Genomic DNA, 17,894 nt, shown 5'->3' with positions numbered 1-17,894 from the left:
CTACGACCACTCGATCATCATGATCGCGATGGTGGACCCGAGCGCGACGACGGCCATCGCGATCGTGAGCCAGGCGAACGCGGCGTTGCGCCGCGGTGGCGCGGACACCGTCGCGCCCACGATCAGCACCGCCGCGTAGAGCGCCGCGATGATCGCGATGCCGATCACCGCGACCGCGGTCTGACGTACGGCGAGCCAGGCGAGCACGCCGATCGAGACGAGGGCGAACAGTCCGCTCCACAGGAACCACCAGCCCCGTCGCGCCGACCTCAGCGCCGGCTGGTTCCGCACCAGGGTGGGGTCCTGCTCGCGGCGGCGCGCGGGGTCGCTCCGATCGTCCATACCCGCACCGTAGGCGGACGGACACGGCCGCCGCGAGGGGGTTGACACCCCGCGCGGCGGCGCGCAGCTCAGCCGTTGATGACCTGCGGAACCGAGACGGCCTTGAGCCCCTCCACGCCGAACTCCAGGCCGTAGCCGGACTTCTTCACACCCCCGAACGGCACCATCGGATGCACGCCGCCGTGCGAGTTGATCCAGACCGTGCCGGCCTCCAGGCGCGCCGCGATCTCGCGGGCGCGATCGCGGTCCGCCGACCACACCGACGCGCCCAGGCCCACGTCGACCCCGTTGGCGAGCTCGACCGCCTCGTCGAGGTCGCGGTACCGGATGATCGGCAGGGCCGGGCCGAACTGCTCTTCGACCACCAGCGGGTTGTCCGGATCGACGTCTGCCACCAGCGTCGTGGGGTAGAAGTGGCCGGGCGCTTCGCGGTCGGGCTCGCCGCCGAGCACCACCCGGGCCCCCGAGGCCTTGGCGGCCTCGACGAGCCGGTCGACGACGTCGAACTGCATGCGGTTCTGAAGCGGCCCGAGCACATTGGCCTCGTCCAGCCCCACGCCCATCGGCATCTTCCGGGCGACCTCGGCGAGGGCCGCCACGACGTCGTCGTAGACGTCGTCGTGGACGTACAGGCGCTTGAGGGCCGCGCAGGTCTGCCCGGTGTTGATGAACGCACCCCAGAACAGGCCTTCGGCGATCGCCTGCGGATCGACGTCGGGCAGCACGATGCCGGCATCGTTTCCGCCGAGCTCGAGGGTGAGACGCGTCACGTTCCCGGCCGAGGCCTCGATGATCTTCTTGCCTGTGGCCGTCGAGCCGGTGAACATGATCTTCCCGAAGCGCGGGTCGGCCACCATCGCCGCGCCGATGTCGCCGGCGCCGGTCACGACGTTCAGCAGACCCTCGGGCAGGACCTCGTTCATCACCGCGGCCAGGGCGAGGCCGCTCAGCGTCGTGTGCTCGCTGGGCTTGGCGACCACCGCGTTGCCCATGCGCAGGGCCGGGGCGATCTGCCAGATCGCGATCATCATCGGCCAGTTCCACGGCGTGATCGCACCGACCAGCCCGACCGGACGGTAGTGCAGCTCGGCGTAGGTCTCGCCGTCGTCCACGACCACCTCGGTCGGCAGCGGCGTCGCCGCGGTGGCGCGCAGCCAGCCCACGCACGCGCCGACCTCGAACCGGGCGTTCGGGCCGTTCAGCGGCTTGCCCTGCTCACGCGAGAGCACGCGCGCCAGCGGTTCGGTCGCCGCCTCGATGGCGTCGGCGACGCGGTTCAGGGTCGCCGAGCGCTCCTCGTCGCTGAGAGCCGCCCATGCCGGCTGGGCCTGCTGCGCACGGGTGATCGCGCGGTCCAGGTCGGCGGTCGTGTGCACGGGCGCGTCGGCGATCCTCTCGCCGGTGGCCGGGTCTTCGACGGCGCGGGTCTCGCCGCCGGCGGGGGCGATGGCCGCCAGCAGGTTCTCATAGGTGTCCATGGGTCTCCTCCGGTTCTGGGTCATTGTCTCGAATCGCTCCCGCGGGCTCTTGCCGCAGGGCGCACGAACACGTGCTCGCCGCGCACGGTCGCATCACCGTCGGCTGCGCATGTCCGTCGGTGAGCAGCCGAACTCGCTGCGGAAGGCCCGGCTGAAATGGGCGGCGTCCGGGAAGCCCCACTCGGCGGCGATGCTCATGACCGAGCGGCCGTCGCTGGCCGGATCGAGCAGCCGTGTGCGGCACTCCTCGAGGCGCCGGCGGCGCACCCAGGTCGCGACCGTGGCGTCGTTGTCGTGGAACAGCGACTGCAGGTGCCGCGGCGAGATGTAGTGGGCAGCCGCGATGCCCGCTGCATCCAGCTCGCGGGAGCCGAGGTTGGCGTCGATGTACCGCACGATCTCGGCGAACAGGCGCTGGCGGGGGCTGAGCGCCACGCGCCCGAGGGCGAGCTCGTTGGCCAGGAGTGTGACCACGAGGTCGACGGTGTTGCGCGCCAGTCGGGCGCCGGACGGGCCGCGCACCACAGCGAGGTCGGCGGCCAGGTTCGTCAGATGCGGGACCACGAGCGGTCCGATCCCGCCGCTGCGCTCCAGCGACGTGGCGGTGAGCTCGCCGACGGCGTCCAGGGGCAGGTCCACCAGGTGCGTCGGGAACATCATGACCAGGGTGCGGAAGCGGTCCTCGAACCCCAGCGAGTACGGCCGGTCGGTGTCGTAGACGGCCAGCGAGCCGGGGCGCAGGAGGGTCTCGCGCCCGTCCTGCACCAGCAGGCCCGCCCCCTCCAGCTGCAGGCCCACCTTGTAGAAGCGGCGTGGCCGGGTCGCGATGAGCTCCGGCGTGCGCTCGACGAGGTGGTCGCCTGCCTCGACGATCGAGAAGTGCACCGAATCGGCGACCGCGTGCTCGATCGTGCCGCGGAAGGGGTCGGGATGGTCGGTGGTCACCTGCAGCGGCACGAACGACTCGCTGACCGCGGTGCGGAACCGGGCGAAGTCGAGCTGCTCTGTGGGTGCCGACGCCGTTGTCGACATGGCCATGTCGTCATGCCTCCTTCATGGCGCGGAACTCCTCGATGAGTCCCCGCGCCGTCGTGATCCCCGTCTCGATGGCGCCGTCGACGACGACGCCGTTCCAGCCCTTCGCCCAGTCGGCGCCCGCGAAGCGCAGCCGGCTCTGAGTGCCGCGGAACAGGCTCCACCCCTCCAGGAACTGGCCCGATCTCGGGGTGGCCCACGTCTGCCCCGACCACGGGTCCGCCCCCCAGTCGTGCCCGGTGCACTCGACCACCTCCAGGTCGGGCCGCCAGCGTTTGACGAGCTCGTCGACCTGATCGCGATCATCGAGGTCGATGGTCGTGTGATCCGAGCCGAAGCCGACGAGGATCGTGGTGTCGTCATCGAGGAAGTACTCGCTGCGCACCAGCGCGATCGGGTGCCCGGTGGGCGCGTAGGCGATCAGGGAGTGGTGTCCCTTGATCTTGATCCAGATCTTGAAGCCCGTGCAGTTGAAGCCCTCCTCGACCACCTCCTGCGCCTTCTCGGGCAGCGGCGGCGTGAACGAGATGCGCGCGAGGGCACCCAGCGGAGCCGTGACGATGACGGCATCCGAGCGCAGGACCGTGCCGTCCTCGAGCGTCACGGCGGCGCCTCGTTCGTCGTGCTCGACCGCGGTGACGATGCTGTTCAGGCGGATCTGGGCGCGCAGATCCGCGGCGATGGCCTCGTAGATGCCGCGCATGCCGCCGGTGAGCTTGAATCGCAGCGTCTGCTCGTCGAGCAGCGACAGGCGGTGGTCGCTGAGGGATGCCCAGTGCTTGGCCATCAGGGGAGAGGCCGACGCGGTGTAGCCGTTGTAGCCGGCCGACCAGTAGGCATCCGCGAGATCGATCTCCTCCTGGGTGAAGTCGCCGTCGCGCAGCGCGTCGAGCACGCTGCCCTGATCGGCGGCACGGAAGCGCGCGATGAGCTCGTCGTCGCCGCTGCCGAGGATGTGCAGCGGGTCGTGCGGGTAGGGGAAGAAGTCCCGCGAGCCCTCGAAGATCTTCGCCTGCGGCCGCTCGAGCTTCGCGTCCAGCTCGGCCTCGCTGCCGTGGTGGACCTCATCGCCGCTGAGCCAGTAGGCGTTCTCGGTCACCGGGCTGGGGTAGATGGTCTGCCCATACCGGGTGATCTCGGTCCAGATGAACGGCTGCATCCAGTGCACCCAGGTGGCGCCGAGCTCGAGGGTGTGACCCAGGCGCTGTTCGGTCCAGGCGCGGCCGCCGATGCGGTCACGCGCCTCGAGGACGGTGACCTCGACGCCGGCGCCTTCGAGCTCGCGCGCTGCGACGAGTCCGGAGAAGCCCGCTCCGACGATCGTGACCCGGGGTCGTTCGATGACCATGTGAATACCGCCTTCGGTGTTCGGGTGAGCGCCACGAGCGTATGGCTATCCATATGGATAGTCAAGGGTCGTCAGTGGGCGGATGCCTCGGCCACGAGCCGTCGGATGCGGGTGAGCACCCGATCGACGTCGGCGCCATCGCCGAGGGTGAGCTGCTTGAGCACGATGCCGTCCAGGGCGAACCAGATCGCCTCGACGAGCTCTTCGTCGTGCACGCCGAGTTCGTGCAGCCGCTCACGCGTGGCGGTGCGGTAGGTCTCGTAGTAGCGCTCCACGTAGGGCCGCAGCTCGGGCCGGCGACGCGATTCCAGCAGCAGCTCGTACTGGAACGCCTCGATCTCCTCGCTGCGGCGCGCATGAGACTCGATGCCGGAGGCGAAGGATGCGGCATCGGTGGCGGCCACGCGCATGCTCGTCTCGTGCAGGCTCTTCTCGACCGCGAACTCGAGGGCGGCGGCGATGAGCTGGTCGCGCGAGCCGAAGTGATGGCGCACGAGTCCGTGTGAGACGCCGGCCTCTGCGGCGACGGCGCGGTAGGTGAGGTCGCGCAGGCCGCCGCGGGCGACGACGGTGATGGTCGCCCGCAGCAGGGCCTCACGTCCGGGCGAGCGGGTCACACCCGACACGATACGCACGGCGCGGCGCTGTGCCCGAAACGGCAAGGGGTGTGCCGGATCAGTCAAGTGGAGCCGCGGCCCGGGGGCGAGGATTCGAGGAACCTCACCCGAAGGCAGGAGCAACCATGAGCGCGAGCACCGCCACGGACGTGCCCACCCGCGGCAAGCGGCGGCTGGGCGTGCCCGCCATCACCGTCATGATCATCGCGGCATCGGCGCCGCTGACCGTCATCGCCGGGGGTGCCACGACGGCCTACTCGGTCACCGGATCCATCGCCGTGCCCATCGGCTACATCGTGCTGGCGATCGTCCTGGCGATCTTCGCGATCGGCTACGCCGCGATGAGCCGCTTCATCACCAACGCCGGCGCGTTCTACTCCTACGCGGCGCGCGGCCTCGGCCGTGCGACGGGGGTCGGGGTCTCCCTCGTGGCGCTCGTGGCGTACAACTGCATGCAGATCGGCATCTACGGGATGTTCGGCTTCCAGGTGTCGCTGTTCCTCGGCGAGAAGTTCGGCTGGGACATCCCGTGGTGGGTGCCGATCCTGGTGTGCATCGCCGTCATCGCGGTGCTGGGCGTGAACCGCATCGATCTGTCCGCCAAGGTCCTCGGCGTCATCGTGCTGCTGGAGTTCGCGGCCGTGATCCTGTTCGACGTCTTCGCATTCGCGAACCCGGCCGAGGGGTTCACCGCCGCGCCCATCTCGCCGGCCGAGCTGTTCACGCCCGGCATCGGCGCCGTGCTCGTGTTCGGCATCGCCGCCTTCATGGGATTCGAGTCGGCCGCCATCTACGGGGAGGAGGCCAAGGACCCCAAGCGCACGGTCGCCCGGGCGACCTTCGCCGCGGTCATCATCATCGGCGTCTTCTACGCCCTGTCGTCCTGGGCGCTCGCGCTCGCGATCGGTCCGGACAAGATCACCTCGGGCGGCATCACCCTCGACGAGGCGGGTCCGCCGCTGTTCTTCAACTTCGTGGCCGAGCGCCTCGGGGTGATCTTCGTCGACATCATGTCGCTGCTTTTCATCACGAGCCTGTTCGCGGCGCTGACCTCGTTCCACAACGCCGTCGCGCGCTACTTCTTCGCCCTCGGGCGCGAGCGGGTGCTGCCGCACGGCCTGGCGGCGGTGAGGCCGCGCCAGGACGCGCCGTGGGCGGGGTCGCTGACTCAGACGGTGCTGGCCGCGATCGTCGTGATCGGGTTCGCCATCGCCGGCGCCGGGTCTGAGCTGGGCATCCTGTTCCCGGTCGTGACCCTGTTCTCGTGGCTGACCAACACGGGCGCCCTGGGGCTGGTGCTGCTCATGGCCATCGTGTCGCTCGCCGTCGTCGGATACTTCCGCAGGGATCCGCGCGACGTCGGCGTCGGATCGCGCCTCGTGGCGCCGATCGTCGCCTTCCTGGCCCTGACCACGGTGCTGGTCCTCATCATCGCGAACTTCAACGTGCTGCTGGACCAGGCGCAGGTCGACGCGGTGACCTTCATCCTGCCGGCGATCATCGTCATCCCCGGGATCCTCGGGGTGCTGTGGGGGCTGTGGCTCAAGTCGGCCCGGCCGGAGATCTACGAGAACATCGGCCATGGCGCCGACGACGCCTCGCAGACCCTGACCGAGCTGGGCGACGAAGAGCCGGCGGACGTCCGGCGCTGATCGCGGTCAGCCGCCGAGCGACTCGCGGATCGCCGCGGCCGATCGGTTCAGGCGCTCGGCGATCATCGCGGGGTCGTCGCCGCGGCCGACGTGCACGACGGCGATCGCAGCCGGGCGGTGCCCGCCGCGCAGCCGCAGCGGCACCGCCACCGCCTGGACGGTGGGGATGACCTCGTCGTGGCTGGTGGCGTAGCCGTCGCGAGCGGCTGCGGCGAGGTCGGCCCGCAGGCGGTCGCCGACGCCGGACGGCCACTCGGCCTCGGGCAGCGCCGACAGGATCGCCTTGCTCGGCGCGCCGACGAGGATCGAATGCCGCGCGCCCGGCCGCTGCGCGACGGACGCGACGGCATGGCGCGGCTCGACGCTGGCGAGCGTGATGCACTCGTCGCGATCGAGCACCGCGAGGAAGCACGTCATGCCGAGCTCGTTCGCGATCGCCGTCAGCTCCGGCAGCGCCTCGGCCTGCAGATCGTGGGCGACGCCGGCTGCGAGGGCGGCCATCCGCGGGCCCAGCACCACCCGGCCGGACGAATCGCGGGTGATCAGCCCGTGATCCTCCAGCGTGCGCACGAGCCGGTACGCGATCGAGCGGTGCACCTCGAGCCGGCGGGCGACCTCGTCGATCGCGAGGGGCTCGCGCACGTCGGCGAGCAGCTCCAGGATCCGGATGCCGCGGCTCAGCGTCTGCGAGGCGGGCGCCGCCGCCCGTGCTTTCGCGGTGGCCATCGGCATCCCTCCCGGGTCTTGCGGTCGACGAGCGGCTTCGTATACGATCTGTTCAATAGTAGAACGGCGTGTTCGAATATAGAACAATCCGTCGGCGCAGACAAGACACCGCAGTCAGGACGAGGGATCGACGACGATGCAGTTCCACCACCACGGCTATGTCTCCGGCGACCCCCGGGTCAGCCCCGCCGCCGGGACCGGGATCGACCGCCCCGCCGACCTGCCGGATGAGATCGACGTCCTCATCGTCGGCTCAGGACCGGCCGGAATGCTGCTCGCCGCGCAGCTGTCGCAGTTCCCCGACGTCGTCACCCGCATCATCGAGCGGCGCGACGGCCGGCTGGTGCTCGGTCAGGCCGATGGCATCCAGCCCCGCAGCGTCGAGACCTTCCAGGCGTTCGGCTTCGCCGGACGCATCATCGAGGAGGCCTGGAACCTGGGCTGGATGAACTTCTGGGGTCCGGATCCGGAGAACCCGCAGAACATCATCCGCACGTCCCGCACGGAGGACTACGGGTTCAAGATCAGCGAGTTCCCGCACATGATCGTCAACCAGGCGCGCGTGCTCGACTACTTCGCGGAGGCCGCCGCCCACGGGCCGGGCCGGATCACTCCGGACTACGGCGTCGAGTTCGTCGGTCTCACCGTCGACCGCGAGCAGGATCGGCCGGTCGAGGTGCGCCTGCGCTACGTCGCCGGCGACCGCGCAGGTCAGGAGCGCACCATCCGCGCGACCTATGTCGTCGGCTCGGACGGCGCCCGCTCGCCGGTGCGCGAGGCGATCGGCCGCAAGCACATCGGCGGCATCTCGGCGCACGCGTGGGGCGTCATGGACGTCCTGGTGAACACCGACTTCCCGGACTGGCGCACCAAGTGCGCGATCAACGCCGAGGCCGGCAACATCCTGCACATCCCGCGCGAGGGCGGATTCCTCAGCCGGGTCTACGTCGACCTCGGCGAGGTGCCCGAAGACGACGACCACCGGGTGCGGCAGACGCCCATCGAAGAGATCATCCGCCGGGCGAACGCGATCCTCCACCCCTACTCGCTGGACGTGAAGGAGGTCGCCTGGCACAGCGTCTACGAGGTCGGTCACCGGGTCACCGACAAGTTCGACGACGTGGATGTCGAGGACGACCACGCGCCGCACGTGTTCCTCACCGGCGACGCCTGCCACACCCACAGCGCCAAGGCCGGTCAGGGCATGAACGTCTCGATGCAGGACGGCTTCAACCTCGGCTGGAAGCTCGGGCAGGTGGTCACCGGACTCGCCTCCGAGGAGCTGCTGAAGACCTACTCCGCCGAGCGTCAGCCCGTCGCCCAGGAGCTCATCGACTTCGACCGGGAATGGTCGAGCCTCATGGCCCGCAAGCCCGAGGAGATCACCGATCCGCAGGAGCTGGCGACCTACTATCTCGCGACCGCCGAGTTCCCCTCCGGGTTCGCCACGCAGTACAGCCCCTCCTCGATCACGGCGGCCGGCGCGCAGCAGGATCTCGCCACCGGATTCCCGCTGGGCAAGCGCTTCAAATCGAGTCCGGTGACGATCGTCGCCGACGGAAACGCCGTGCACCTCGGGCACACCGCCTCCGCGGACGGGCGGTGGCGCATCTATGCCTTCGCCGACGCGCCTGCCGCGGGCGAGCCGTCGAAGCTGACCGACTTCGCTGAATTCCTGGCATCGGATGCCTCGCCCCTGGCGACCTACACACCCGCCGGCGCCGACCTCGACGCGGTCTTCGACGTCAAGGTCGTCTATCAGCAGGGGTGGGAAGGGGTCGACATCAACCGCGTGCCCGGCGTGTTCCGACCGAAGGTCGGTCCGTTCCAGCTCCTGAACTGGGAGAAGGTGTTCTCAGCCGGGCCGAACGTGTGGCTGCCGACCGACATCTACGACGAGCGCGGCCTCTCCCGCGACGGCGTGGTCGTGGTCGTCCGCCCGGATCAGTACGTCGCGCACATCCTGCCGCTGACCGCCCACGACGAGCTGAACGACTTCTTCGCCGGCGTCCTGCTGCCCCAGCGCTGAGCGCGTCGGTCAGCGGGGCGACTGCAGACCGTCCAGGGCGACGGCCAGCACGTCGCGGGCAAGTTCGTCCGGGTCGACCGCGCCGTCGGGCCGGTACCACTCGACGAGCGAGTTCACCATGCCGAAGACCAGGCGCGTGGCGACCGCCGCGTCGATGTCGGCGCGCACGAGTCCCTCGTCCTGGGCCGCGCGCACCAGCGCCGTCACCCGCTGATCGAAGGCGCGCCGGCGGCGCAGCGCCTCCTGCTCGACGTCGGTGTTCCCGCGCACCCGCAGCAGCAGCGTCACGGAGGGCTGCCGCGCGGTGAGCACATCCACCGCGCCCCGCACCACCTGGCGCAGGTGGTCGGATGCCGTCCCGGGCTCGGCGAGAGTGCGGTCGAGCACCTCCTCGAGCGCGTCGAGCGCGGCATCCAGCGCGAGCCGCAGCAGCTCCTGCTTGGACGCGAAGTGATGGTAGAGCGCCGACTTCGTCAGGCCCAGGCGGGCCGCGACATCCGCCACCGAGGTCGCGTCGTACCCCTGCTCGTTGAACAGCTGCACCGCGACGGCGAGCACCTGGTCGCGGTCGTGGCCCGGCCGGCCACGGCGGGGGCGCGAGTCGGCGGACATGCACCCCAGTGTGGCACGTGGGCGGGGTCCCGATCGGCCGCTGCGCCTCGATTACTGAACGAGCGGTCTGCTATTCTGGGCGCGGTTCGCACCGGGGCGGATCGAGAGGATGCCGATGTCCGGACAGCAGCGGGACGCCGAGCCCTTGCGCGTCGACCGACGCGACGATCGCGTCATCGCGACCCTGGATCGCCCCGCGGTCCGCAACGCGATCGACCGCGACCTCGTCGACCGCCTGCACGCGCTGTGCGGTGAACTGGAGGCCGATCCGCGGGTGCTCGTCATCGCGGGAGCGGGCGGTGTGTTCGCGTCGGGCGCCGACATCGCCCAGCTGCGCGAGCGCGGCGCCGCCGACGCACTCGAGGGCATCAACACGCGGGTGTTCGCGCGGATCCGGGCGCTGCCGATGCCGGTGATCGCCGCGATCGACGGCTATGCGCTCGGCGGCGGCGCAGAGCTCGCGTACGCCGCCGACATCCGCATCGGGTCGCCGAGCCTGAAGATCGGCAGCCCCGAGACGGGCCTGGGCATCATCGCCGCCGCCGGGGCGACCTGGCGGCTGCCCGAGATCGTGGGGGAGGCGCGCGCCGCCGAGCTGCTGCTGACCGGCCGTGTGCTCGACGCCGAGACGGCGCTGGCGTGGGGGCTCGTATCGGCCATCCACCCCGCCGACGAGCTCGATGCCGCCGCGCACGCGCTGGTCGACCGGATCGTCGCGAACGACCCCCTCGCGACCCAGTACACCAAGCGGGCGCTGCGGGCCGGGCACGACACCGGCGCCGTGCTCGCGCTGCAGGCAGAGCTGTTCGAGAGCCCCGAGAAGCACCGTCGGATGACGCGGTTCCTGGAGCGGAGGCAGCGGCGATGACCCTCCCGCAGCGGGTCGGCGTGCTCGGTGGCGGCCGGATGGGTGCGGGCATCGCGCACGCGTTCCTGCTCGCCGGATGCGAGGTGACGGTGGTCGAGCGCGATGCGCAGGCCGAGGCATCCGCGCGCTCCCGGGTCCTCGAGAGCGTGGACCGCTCGCTGGCGCGGGGAGCAGACGGCACGAGGGAGCGCTTCGAGGCGATGCTGCACACCGCTGTCGACGTGGCGGCCTTTGCCGGCTGCGGGCTCGTCGTCGAAGCGGTGCCCGAGGATCGCGCGCTCAAGGTCGAGGCGCTGCGGCGGGCCGAGTCATCCCTGTCGTCCGGCGCGGTGCTCGCCTCGAACACGTCGTCCATCTCGATCGACGACCTCTCCTCGACCCTGCAGCGCCCGCGCCGGTTCCTCGGGCTGCACTTCTTCAACCCCGTGCCGGCGTCCGCGCTGGTCGAGGTGGTGATGGGCGCGGCGACCGATCCCGCGCTCGAGACCGCCGCGTGCGAGTGGGTCGCGGCGATCGGCAAGACCCCCGTGGTCGTGCGAGACGCGCCCGGCTTCGCGTCGAGCCGTCTCGGCGTGGCGCTGGCGCTGGAGGCGATCCGCATGGTCGAAGAGGGTGTCGCGGCACCCGCCGACATCGACACAGCCATGGAGCTCGGGTACCGGCACCCGATCGGACCGCTGCGAACGACCGACATCGTCGGGCTCGACGTGCGCCTGGGCATCGCCGAGGAGCTGCGCGACAAGCTCGGCGATCGGTTCGAGCCCCCCGCCCTGCTGCGCCGCATGGTGGCCGAGGGCCGCCTCGGGCGCAAGAGCGGCCGCGGCTTCTATGAATGGAGTGAGCAATGACCGACATCCTGCCCAGTTACGTCCAGGACGCCTGGTGGGTGCCCGACGAGGCTCGGGAGCACGACGGGGATTCGAGCGGCACCGTCGTGCGGGATGCCTCCACCGGCGCTTCCGTCACACGGATCAGCACCGACGGACTCGACCTCGCCGCGGCGCTCGACCACGCCCGCACCGTGGGACAGCAAAGCCTCGGCGCGCTCACGTTCCATCAGCGCGCGGTGCTGCTCAAGCAGTTCGCGACGACCCTGGGTGACCGCAAGGAGGAGCTGTATGAGCTGTCCCTGCGGGCCGGAGCGACCCGGCGCGATTCGCTCAGCGACGTGGACGGGGGCATCGGCGTCCTGTTCACGTACTCGTCGAAGGGCCGGCGGGAGCTGCCCAACGCGCGCGTGTACCTCGACGGGCCGGTCGAGCCGCTCTCGAAGGACGGGTCATTCCTGGGTCGGCATATGTACACGCGGCTGCCCGGCGTGGCCGTGCAGATCAACGCCTTCAACTTCCCGATGTGGGGCGCGCTGGAGAAGTTCGCGCCCGCGTTCCTCGCCGGGGTGCCGTCGGTGATCAAGCCCGCCACCCCGACGGCGTACATCGCGCAGGCGTGGGTGCGCATCCTCGTCGAGTCCGAGCTGCTGCCCGCAGGCTCGCTGCAGCTGATCAGCGGCCCGGTTCCGGGACTGTTCGACCACCTCGGGCTGGGCGATCTGGTCGGGTTCACCGGCAGCGCCTCGACGGCCGAGCGGCTGCGCGCACAGGCCTCCCCCGACGTGCGCTTCACGACCGAGACCGATTCGATCAACGCGTCGATCCTCGGCCCGGATGCCACTGCGGGAACGCCCGAGTTCGACGCGTACGTGAAGCAGCTGCTGGTCGAGCTGACGACCAAGGCCGGGCAGAAGTGCACGGCGATCCGCCGCGCGATCGTGCCGCACGGCGCGGCCCGCCCGCTGGTGGAGGCCCTGCGCACGAAGATCGCCGAGCGCGTCGTCATCGGAGACCCGCACGCCGACGCCGTGACGATGGGGCCGCTGGTCTCGGTGGAGCAGCGCGAGGAGGTGCTGCGGCAGGTGGGCAGGCTCCGGGAAGCGGGTGGCACCCTGCTGCTGGGCTCGCTCGACGCCCCCGAGGTCGTCCGCGCCGACGGCAGCACCGGCCCTGCTCCCGAGGGGGCGTTCGTGGCTCCCATGGTGTTCGGCTTCGCCGACGGCGAGTCGCCCGCCGTGCATGAGGTCGAGGCCTTCGGTCCCGTCGCGAGCGTGCTCACCTACGAGACCCTGGCCGAAGCGGCCGACCTGGTCGCCCGCGGCGGCGGCTCGCTGGTGACGAGCCTTGCCACCCACGACCCGGCTGTCGCGACCGAGCTGATGAGCCGCATCGCCGCCTACAACGGGCGCGTGCTGCTGCTGGACCGCACCGACGCTCGCACCTCGACCGGACACGGCGCCCCCGTGCCGCACCTCGTGCACGGCGGACCGGGCCGCGCCGGCGGGGGAGAGGAGCTGGGCGGCATCCGCGCGGTGCTGCACCACATGCAGCGCACCGCGGTGCAGGGATCGCCCGAGATGCTCACCGCGCTCACCGGCGTCTGGCACCCCGGCGCCGGCACGCGCACCGACCGGCATCCATTCCGCAAGTCCCTCGGCGAGCTGCGCATCGGCGACCAGCTCGCCTCGGCGGCACGGGAGGTGACCCTCGACGACATCGAGACGTTCGCGCATTTCACCGGCGACACCTTCTACGCCCACATGGACGAGGAGGCCGCCGCGGCCAACCCGTTCTTCCCCGGGCGGGTCGCGCACGGCTACCTGCTCGTGTCGTGGGCGGCCGGGCTGTTCGTCGACCCCGACCCCGGCCCGGTGCTGGCCAACTACGGCCTCGAGAACCTGCGGTTCGTCACGCCGGTCTCGCCGGGCGACGAGATCCGGGTGGTGCTGACGGCCAAGCAGATCACGCCGCGCGAGACGGACGACTACGGCGAGGTGCGGTGGGACGCCGTCATCCTCAACCAGGACGACGACCTGGTCGCCCAGTACGACGTGCTCACGCTCGTGGCCAAGGAGGCGGCGTGACCGAGATCATCCCCGAGTACGCAGACCTGCGCCCCATGCTGCAGCGCGACCGGGCCTCGGCCGCGCTCGGCATGGTGATCGAGCGCGACGCGCCGGGCGAGGCCGTCGTGAGCATGGTCGTGCGCGACGACATGCTCAACGGCTTCGCGATCACGCACGGCGGGTTCGTGTTCGCCCTCGCCGACACCGCCTTCGCCATCGCGTGCAACGAGGACGACGTCGTGACCGTCGCCGCCGGCGCCGACATCACGTTCCTCAAGGCCACCCGCGGCGGCCAGACCCTGCGCGCGCACGCGCGGCGCCGCATCCGCTCGGGTCGGACCGGGCTCTACGACGTGACGGTGACCGACGACACCGGCGACGTGGTCGCCGAATTCCGGGGACGCTCGATCGCCACACGCGACCGGATGCCGCGCTGAGTCACCGGAGCTCGCGCCGCATCAGCCATCGCTCGCGGTGCCCGGCGTGCGCCGTGGTGAGCAGGACCCGTTCGAATCCGTGCTTCTCGAAGAGCTCGACCGTCCCGACGTAGCCGCTGACCATGTCGGTCCGCTCGCCGCGGGTGTCGGCGGGGTAGCCCTCCACGACGTCGGCGCCGTGCGCGCCGGCGTGCTGCACGGCGCCGTCGAGCAGGTGGTGCATCAGCCCGCGCCTGCGATGCCCCGCCCGCACCACGAAGCAGACGATCGACCACGGATCGCGCTCGTCGACGCGGGGGATCGTGCGGGAGTTCATCAGACGCCGGTAGGTCGACCGCGGCGCCACCGAAACCCAGCCGGCGACCTCCTCGTCCTCGTACAGGAGCACGCCCGGACCCGGCTCGCGCGAGCATTCGTCGCGCATGTACTCGATGCGCGCCGGCGTGGCCAGGCGCGCATCGCGGTACGACATGCAGATGCACCCGCCCGCCCCGGGCTTTTTCGGCACCAGCAGCTCGGCGAAATCGTCCCATCGTCCGGTTGCGGGAAGCACCTCGATGCTCATGAGCCGAGGGTACCCGCGGCATCCGACGCTCCTGGCGGACCCGGGTCGACAGCGCACGCCGATCGCCCCCGCCACGCTGGCGTGGCGAGGGCGACCCGGGCTGCTCGGCGTCAGCCGCCGAATCCGATCGGCACGAACTCGGTCGCAGCCTTGCTCGGGTCGGTCGTGCAGTGCAGGTTGATGATCAGCTCACGACTGGTGAACGGGTCCCAGTTGGTCGCCGTCGCGTTGCCGGCCCGATCGGTCCCGTCCAGGCGGAAGTAGGTGCCGAGCGACGTCTTCTCCGTCGACGAGCTCCGGCTCGTCTGCGGGATCGTCACCCCGACCCCGCCCGGCTCGATCACCTGCACGCCGTGGGGCACGATGCGTCCCGGCGACAGCACCTGATCCTGGAGCCAGCCGGAGGGGCACGTCATGCCCGGAACGTGGATGGATGCGAACCCGCCGAGCGTGTAGCGGAACGCCTCGAAGCTGTACTCGGTCTGCCCGTTGGCGCGAGCCTGCTCGGCGGCGACGTAGCCCGGGTCGGGCGGCCCGGTGATCTCGGGGAAGTCGCCCGCGTAGGCGGCTCCGGTGGTCATGCCGGCCAGGCCCGCCACGGCGACTCCGACCAGGGCGATCTTGGCTGCGAGCCGGGTGCCGGGTCGGGCGGTGCGAGTGGATGCTGAACGGTTCATTTCTGTCTCCTTGTCTGGGGTTCTGCGGGGAGTGCACGGGTGGTGGACTGCGCACTGACAACGCTAGATTTCGGGCGGTCGCGGCTCGATGGCGCGGTCACCCCAATGGCTGTGGTGCAGGCACCACAACCCGTGGGCGGGGGCGCTCAGCGGCGGTCGAGATAGGTGAGCACGGCGCGCACGCGACGGTGGTCGTCGCTCTCGGGCGGGAGGTCGAGCTGCTGCAGGATCGCGTTGATGTGCCGGGCCACGGCCTTCTCGGTGACGAAGAGCCGGCGGGCGATGGCGGCGTTGCCGAGGCCCTCCGCCATCAGCGCGAGCACCTCGAGCTGGCGCGGGGTCAGACGCGCGATGGGGTCGTCACCGCGCCGCTGCATCATCACCGCGACGACCTCGGGGTCGATGATCGAGCCCCGGGCCACGACGAGCCGGCACGCCTCGAGGAAGCGGTCGACGTTCATCACCCGCTGCTTGAGCAGGTAGCCGACACCGTCGGCGCCGTCGGCGACCAGCTGCAGCGCCCCCGCGGCGTCGACGAACTGCGACAGCACGATCACCGCGAGGTCGGGCCGCTCGCGGCGCAGGGTGAGTGCTGCGCGCATCCCCTCGTCGGTCTGGGTCGGAGGCATCCGGATGTCGGTGATCACGAGGTCGGGGACGAGGCTCCTCGCCCGCTCCAGGAGCGCGCGCTCGTCGGCGACCGCCGCGAGCACCTCGAGTCCCTCGTCGGCGAGCAGGCGAGCCAGTCCCTGGCGCAGCAGGGCCTCGTCCTCGGCGATCACGACGCGCACGGGACCTCCGCGAGGACGACGGTGCCGCCGCCTTCCGCATCGCCGACGCTGAAGCGGCCGCCGAGCGCGCCGACGCGATCGGCGAGGCCGCGCAGGCCCGACCCGTCGCGGTCCGCGCCGCCGATGCCGTCATCGCGCACCTCGACGTCGAGCAGATCTCGGGTCAGCGAGATCGTGACGTCGCAGCGTGCGGCGCGGGCGTGCTTCACGGTGTTGGCGAGCGACTCGGAGACGACGAAGTAGCCGGTGCTCTCCACCTCGTCGGGGAGGCGGCGATCGAGCCCCCGTGCGGTGACGGACACCGGCATCGGAATGCGGGCGGCCAGGGCCCGGGCCGCCGCCTCGAGTCCGCGATCGACGAGAGCGGCCGGCATGACCCCGTGCACGAGCGCGCGCAGCTCGTCGAGCAGGGACTCGAGGCCGGCCGACAGCTCGAGCGCCTGGTGGCTCACCGCTGCCGGATCGCCGGGCCGGCGGGCGATCTGCTGGGCCTGCAGGCCCAGGGCGACGATCCGCTGCTGCGCGCCGTCGTGCAGGTCGCGCGCGATCCTGCGCCGCTCGTCGTCGGCCGCACGCACGATCCGGCGCTGGGCCCCGCGCACGGCCCGCGCGGCCTCCTCGAGCTCAGCCGTGCGCGCGCGCAGTTCGACCGTCATCCGGAAGCGCTCGAACGCGAGGGCGGCCACGCGCGCGACCTCGTCGACGAGCTCGGTGTCGGCCACGAGCGTCGAGTCGTACTCGAGCAGACCGATCGCGTCGTCGCCGATCGACACCGCGGCAAGTCCCCGCCCGGCACCGCCCGGTGCGACGGGCGAGCCTGCGCGGTCGACGTGTCCGGGGCCGCGTGCGTAGAGGACGCGCAGGGTCTCGTCGCCGAGCGCGTCGCCCAGCAGACGCTCGAGCTCGTCGACGTCGACCGGGCCGCGATCCAGCCCCGCCAGCAGCTCGCGGACCTCGCCGGCCCGATCGAAGCTGCCGCGGGTCAGTCCGGCGAGGAACGCCAGAGGGAGCCCGGCCAGCGCCGCAACCTGGAGCCAGGCGGCGACGACCGGCCACGGATCGCGGGTGAGCACGTCGGCGGCGACGGCGCCCGCCGCGGCGACCGCCAGGGCGACCGGTCCGTACCAGCGCAGCGGCCCGATCGCGCGCCGGACGGCCGGGGGCGCGGCACGGGCGCGCCGCTGCAGCAGGACGGTCGCGGCGACGAGCACGCTCACGCCCGCCACCGCCTGGAGCACGGTCGATGCGGACTCGAGGAGCGGGCTGCCCCCGCCGGCGAACAGGATCCGCGGCAGCTGCAGCACCACAGCCACGACGTAGCCGGCCGCCACCACCGCGCGCGCCGATGACGAGCCCAGCCGCCCCGACGGATACGCCATCAGCAGGTGCAGCGTGAGGGCGAGGGGGACGGTCTCCACGAGGAGCCCGAGCGTGTCCAGTGCGGCGACCGGCACACCCTGGAGGCCTGCCACGGCGAACGCGAGACCGGTGCCGATCATCAGGAGCCCGCATCGGTTGTGCGGTCGGCGCGCCCAGGCCACCAGGCCCGCCCCGACGAACACTCCTGCCGCCAGGACCATCACCCAGACCTCGGTCGGGCCGGTGCCCGGAGTGGCGGCGACGAGGGCGGCGACGATCAGCACGAGGAGGGCGCACAGCGTGCCCACGACGATCCGGGTCGGATCGACGCTGCGCGCGGGAAGCTGGAGGCGGACGGAGCCCGGACGCACGTCCATGCGCCCCAGTATGGTCCCGCGCTCCGGGCTTGACGAGGGGGGCGGCGCCGCGCGCCTTGCCGCGGCATCCCTCACCTCGTAGACT

At 71.4% G+C, this 17,894-nt stretch carries 17 protein-coding genes; 6 read left to right on the top strand and 11 right to left on the bottom strand.

What is annotated here, in order from left to right:
- The 5 genes from ACIWQI_RS07750 to ACIWQI_RS07730 form a co-directional block, all read right to left on the bottom strand.
- Window positions 1-342 carry a hypothetical protein gene (locus ACIWQI_RS07750; protein WP_396656570.1) on the bottom strand — a complete coding sequence of 114 codons (342 nt, stop codon included), beginning with the start codon at window positions 340-342 and terminating at the stop codon, window positions 1-3.
- Between the two features lie 68 nt (window positions 343-410).
- The gene (locus ACIWQI_RS07745; RefSeq protein WP_396656569.1) at window positions 411-1,820 is read right to left on the bottom strand and encodes an aldehyde dehydrogenase family protein; all 1,410 of its coding nucleotides are present in this window, start codon (window positions 1,818-1,820) and stop codon (window positions 411-413) included.
- A gap of 93 nt (window positions 1,821-1,913) precedes the next feature.
- On the bottom strand, window positions 1,914-2,858 hold the full coding sequence (locus ACIWQI_RS07740) for a helix-turn-helix domain-containing protein (RefSeq protein ID WP_396656568.1): 945 nt from the start codon (window positions 2,856-2,858) through the stop codon (window positions 1,914-1,916).
- A 4-nt stretch (window positions 2,859-2,862) separates the two neighbouring features.
- Complete coding sequence (locus ACIWQI_RS07735) at window positions 2,863-4,203, bottom strand: NAD(P)/FAD-dependent oxidoreductase (RefSeq protein WP_396656567.1); 1,341 nt, start codon at window positions 4,201-4,203, stop codon at window positions 2,863-2,865.
- 71 nt (window positions 4,204-4,274) lie between these two features.
- A complete protein-coding gene (locus ACIWQI_RS07730) occupies window positions 4,275-4,820 on the bottom strand; it encodes a TetR/AcrR family transcriptional regulator (protein WP_396656566.1) in 546 nt (181 codons plus the stop codon).
- A 125-nt stretch (window positions 4,821-4,945) separates the two neighbouring features.
- Here ACIWQI_RS07730 and ACIWQI_RS07725 point away from each other — a divergent pair, with 125 nt between their 5' ends.
- The gene (locus tag ACIWQI_RS07725) at window positions 4,946-6,472 is read left to right on the top strand and encodes an APC family permease (protein WP_396656565.1); all 1,527 of its coding nucleotides are present in this window, start codon (window positions 4,946-4,948) and stop codon (window positions 6,470-6,472) included.
- Window positions 6,473-6,478: 6 nt separating this feature from the next.
- Here ACIWQI_RS07725 and ACIWQI_RS07720 read toward each other — a convergent pair whose 3' ends face one another.
- The gene (locus tag ACIWQI_RS07720) at window positions 6,479-7,198 is read right to left on the bottom strand and encodes an IclR family transcriptional regulator (RefSeq protein ID WP_396656564.1); all 720 of its coding nucleotides are present in this window, start codon (window positions 7,196-7,198) and stop codon (window positions 6,479-6,481) included.
- A 136-nt stretch (window positions 7,199-7,334) separates the two neighbouring features.
- Between ACIWQI_RS07720 and ACIWQI_RS07715 the strand changes: the two genes are divergently transcribed.
- Window positions 7,335-9,227: an FAD-dependent monooxygenase gene (locus ACIWQI_RS07715; protein ID WP_396656563.1), complete on the top strand. Its 1,893-nt coding sequence runs from the start codon at window positions 7,335-7,337 to the stop codon at window positions 9,225-9,227.
- A 9-nt stretch (window positions 9,228-9,236) separates the two neighbouring features.
- On the opposite strand, the gene ACIWQI_RS07710 is transcribed toward ACIWQI_RS07715, so the two are convergent.
- Window positions 9,237-9,839, bottom strand: coding sequence for a TetR/AcrR family transcriptional regulator (locus ACIWQI_RS07710; protein ID WP_396656562.1), 603 nt, complete (start codon window positions 9,837-9,839; stop codon window positions 9,237-9,239).
- A 115-nt stretch (window positions 9,840-9,954) separates the two neighbouring features.
- Here ACIWQI_RS07710 and ACIWQI_RS07705 point away from each other — a divergent pair, with 115 nt between their 5' ends.
- Genes ACIWQI_RS07705 through paaI form a run of 4 tightly spaced genes read left to right on the top strand, consistent with a single transcriptional unit; the run spans window position 9,955 to window position 14,040 of the window.
- Window positions 9,955-10,707 (top strand): enoyl-CoA hydratase/isomerase family protein, encoded by a 753-nt coding sequence (locus ACIWQI_RS07705; RefSeq protein WP_396656561.1) that lies wholly within the window; start codon window positions 9,955-9,957, stop codon window positions 10,705-10,707.
- On the top strand, window positions 10,704-11,555 hold the full coding sequence (locus ACIWQI_RS07700) for a 3-hydroxyacyl-CoA dehydrogenase family protein (protein ID WP_396656560.1): 852 nt from the start codon (window positions 10,704-10,706) through the stop codon (window positions 11,553-11,555). Before ACIWQI_RS07705 ends, ACIWQI_RS07700 begins: the two co-directional genes overlap by 4 nt.
- Complete coding sequence (gene paaZ / locus ACIWQI_RS07695; protein WP_396656559.1) at window positions 11,552-13,621, top strand: phenylacetic acid degradation bifunctional protein PaaZ; 2,070 nt, start codon at window positions 11,552-11,554, stop codon at window positions 13,619-13,621. Before ACIWQI_RS07700 ends, paaZ begins: the two co-directional genes overlap by 4 nt.
- A complete protein-coding gene (gene paaI, locus ACIWQI_RS07690) occupies window positions 13,618-14,040 on the top strand; it encodes a hydroxyphenylacetyl-CoA thioesterase PaaI (RefSeq protein WP_396656558.1) in 423 nt (140 codons plus the stop codon). Before paaZ ends, paaI begins: the two co-directional genes overlap by 4 nt.
- 1 nt (window position 14,041) lies before the next feature.
- Here the strand turns inward: paaI and ACIWQI_RS07685 are convergent, their stop codons facing one another.
- The 4 genes from ACIWQI_RS07685 to ACIWQI_RS07670 form a co-directional block, all read right to left on the bottom strand.
- Window positions 14,042-14,605 (bottom strand): GNAT family N-acetyltransferase, encoded by a 564-nt coding sequence (locus tag ACIWQI_RS07685; protein WP_396656557.1) that lies wholly within the window; start codon window positions 14,603-14,605, stop codon window positions 14,042-14,044.
- A gap of 110 nt (window positions 14,606-14,715) precedes the next feature.
- Window positions 14,716-15,282 carry a hypothetical protein gene (locus ACIWQI_RS07680; protein WP_396656556.1) on the bottom strand — a complete coding sequence of 189 codons (567 nt, stop codon included), beginning with the start codon at window positions 15,280-15,282 and terminating at the stop codon, window positions 14,716-14,718.
- A gap of 146 nt (window positions 15,283-15,428) precedes the next feature.
- Window positions 15,429-16,073: a response regulator gene (locus ACIWQI_RS07675; protein WP_396656555.1), complete on the bottom strand. Its 645-nt coding sequence runs from the start codon at window positions 16,071-16,073 to the stop codon at window positions 15,429-15,431.
- On the bottom strand, window positions 16,061-17,809 hold the full coding sequence (locus tag ACIWQI_RS07670) for a sensor histidine kinase (RefSeq protein ID WP_396656554.1): 1,749 nt from the start codon (window positions 17,807-17,809) through the stop codon (window positions 16,061-16,063). Before ACIWQI_RS07670 ends, ACIWQI_RS07675 begins: the two co-directional genes overlap by 13 nt.
- Between the last annotated feature and the right edge of the window lie 85 nt (window positions 17,810-17,894).

Source organism: Microbacterium sp. (assembly GCF_044508325.1).
Lineage (GTDB): Bacteria > Actinomycetota > Actinomycetes > Actinomycetales > Microbacteriaceae > Microbacterium.
Note: the sequence above shows the minus strand (reverse complement) of the source record. Positions and strands in the feature narration are given on the sequence as shown.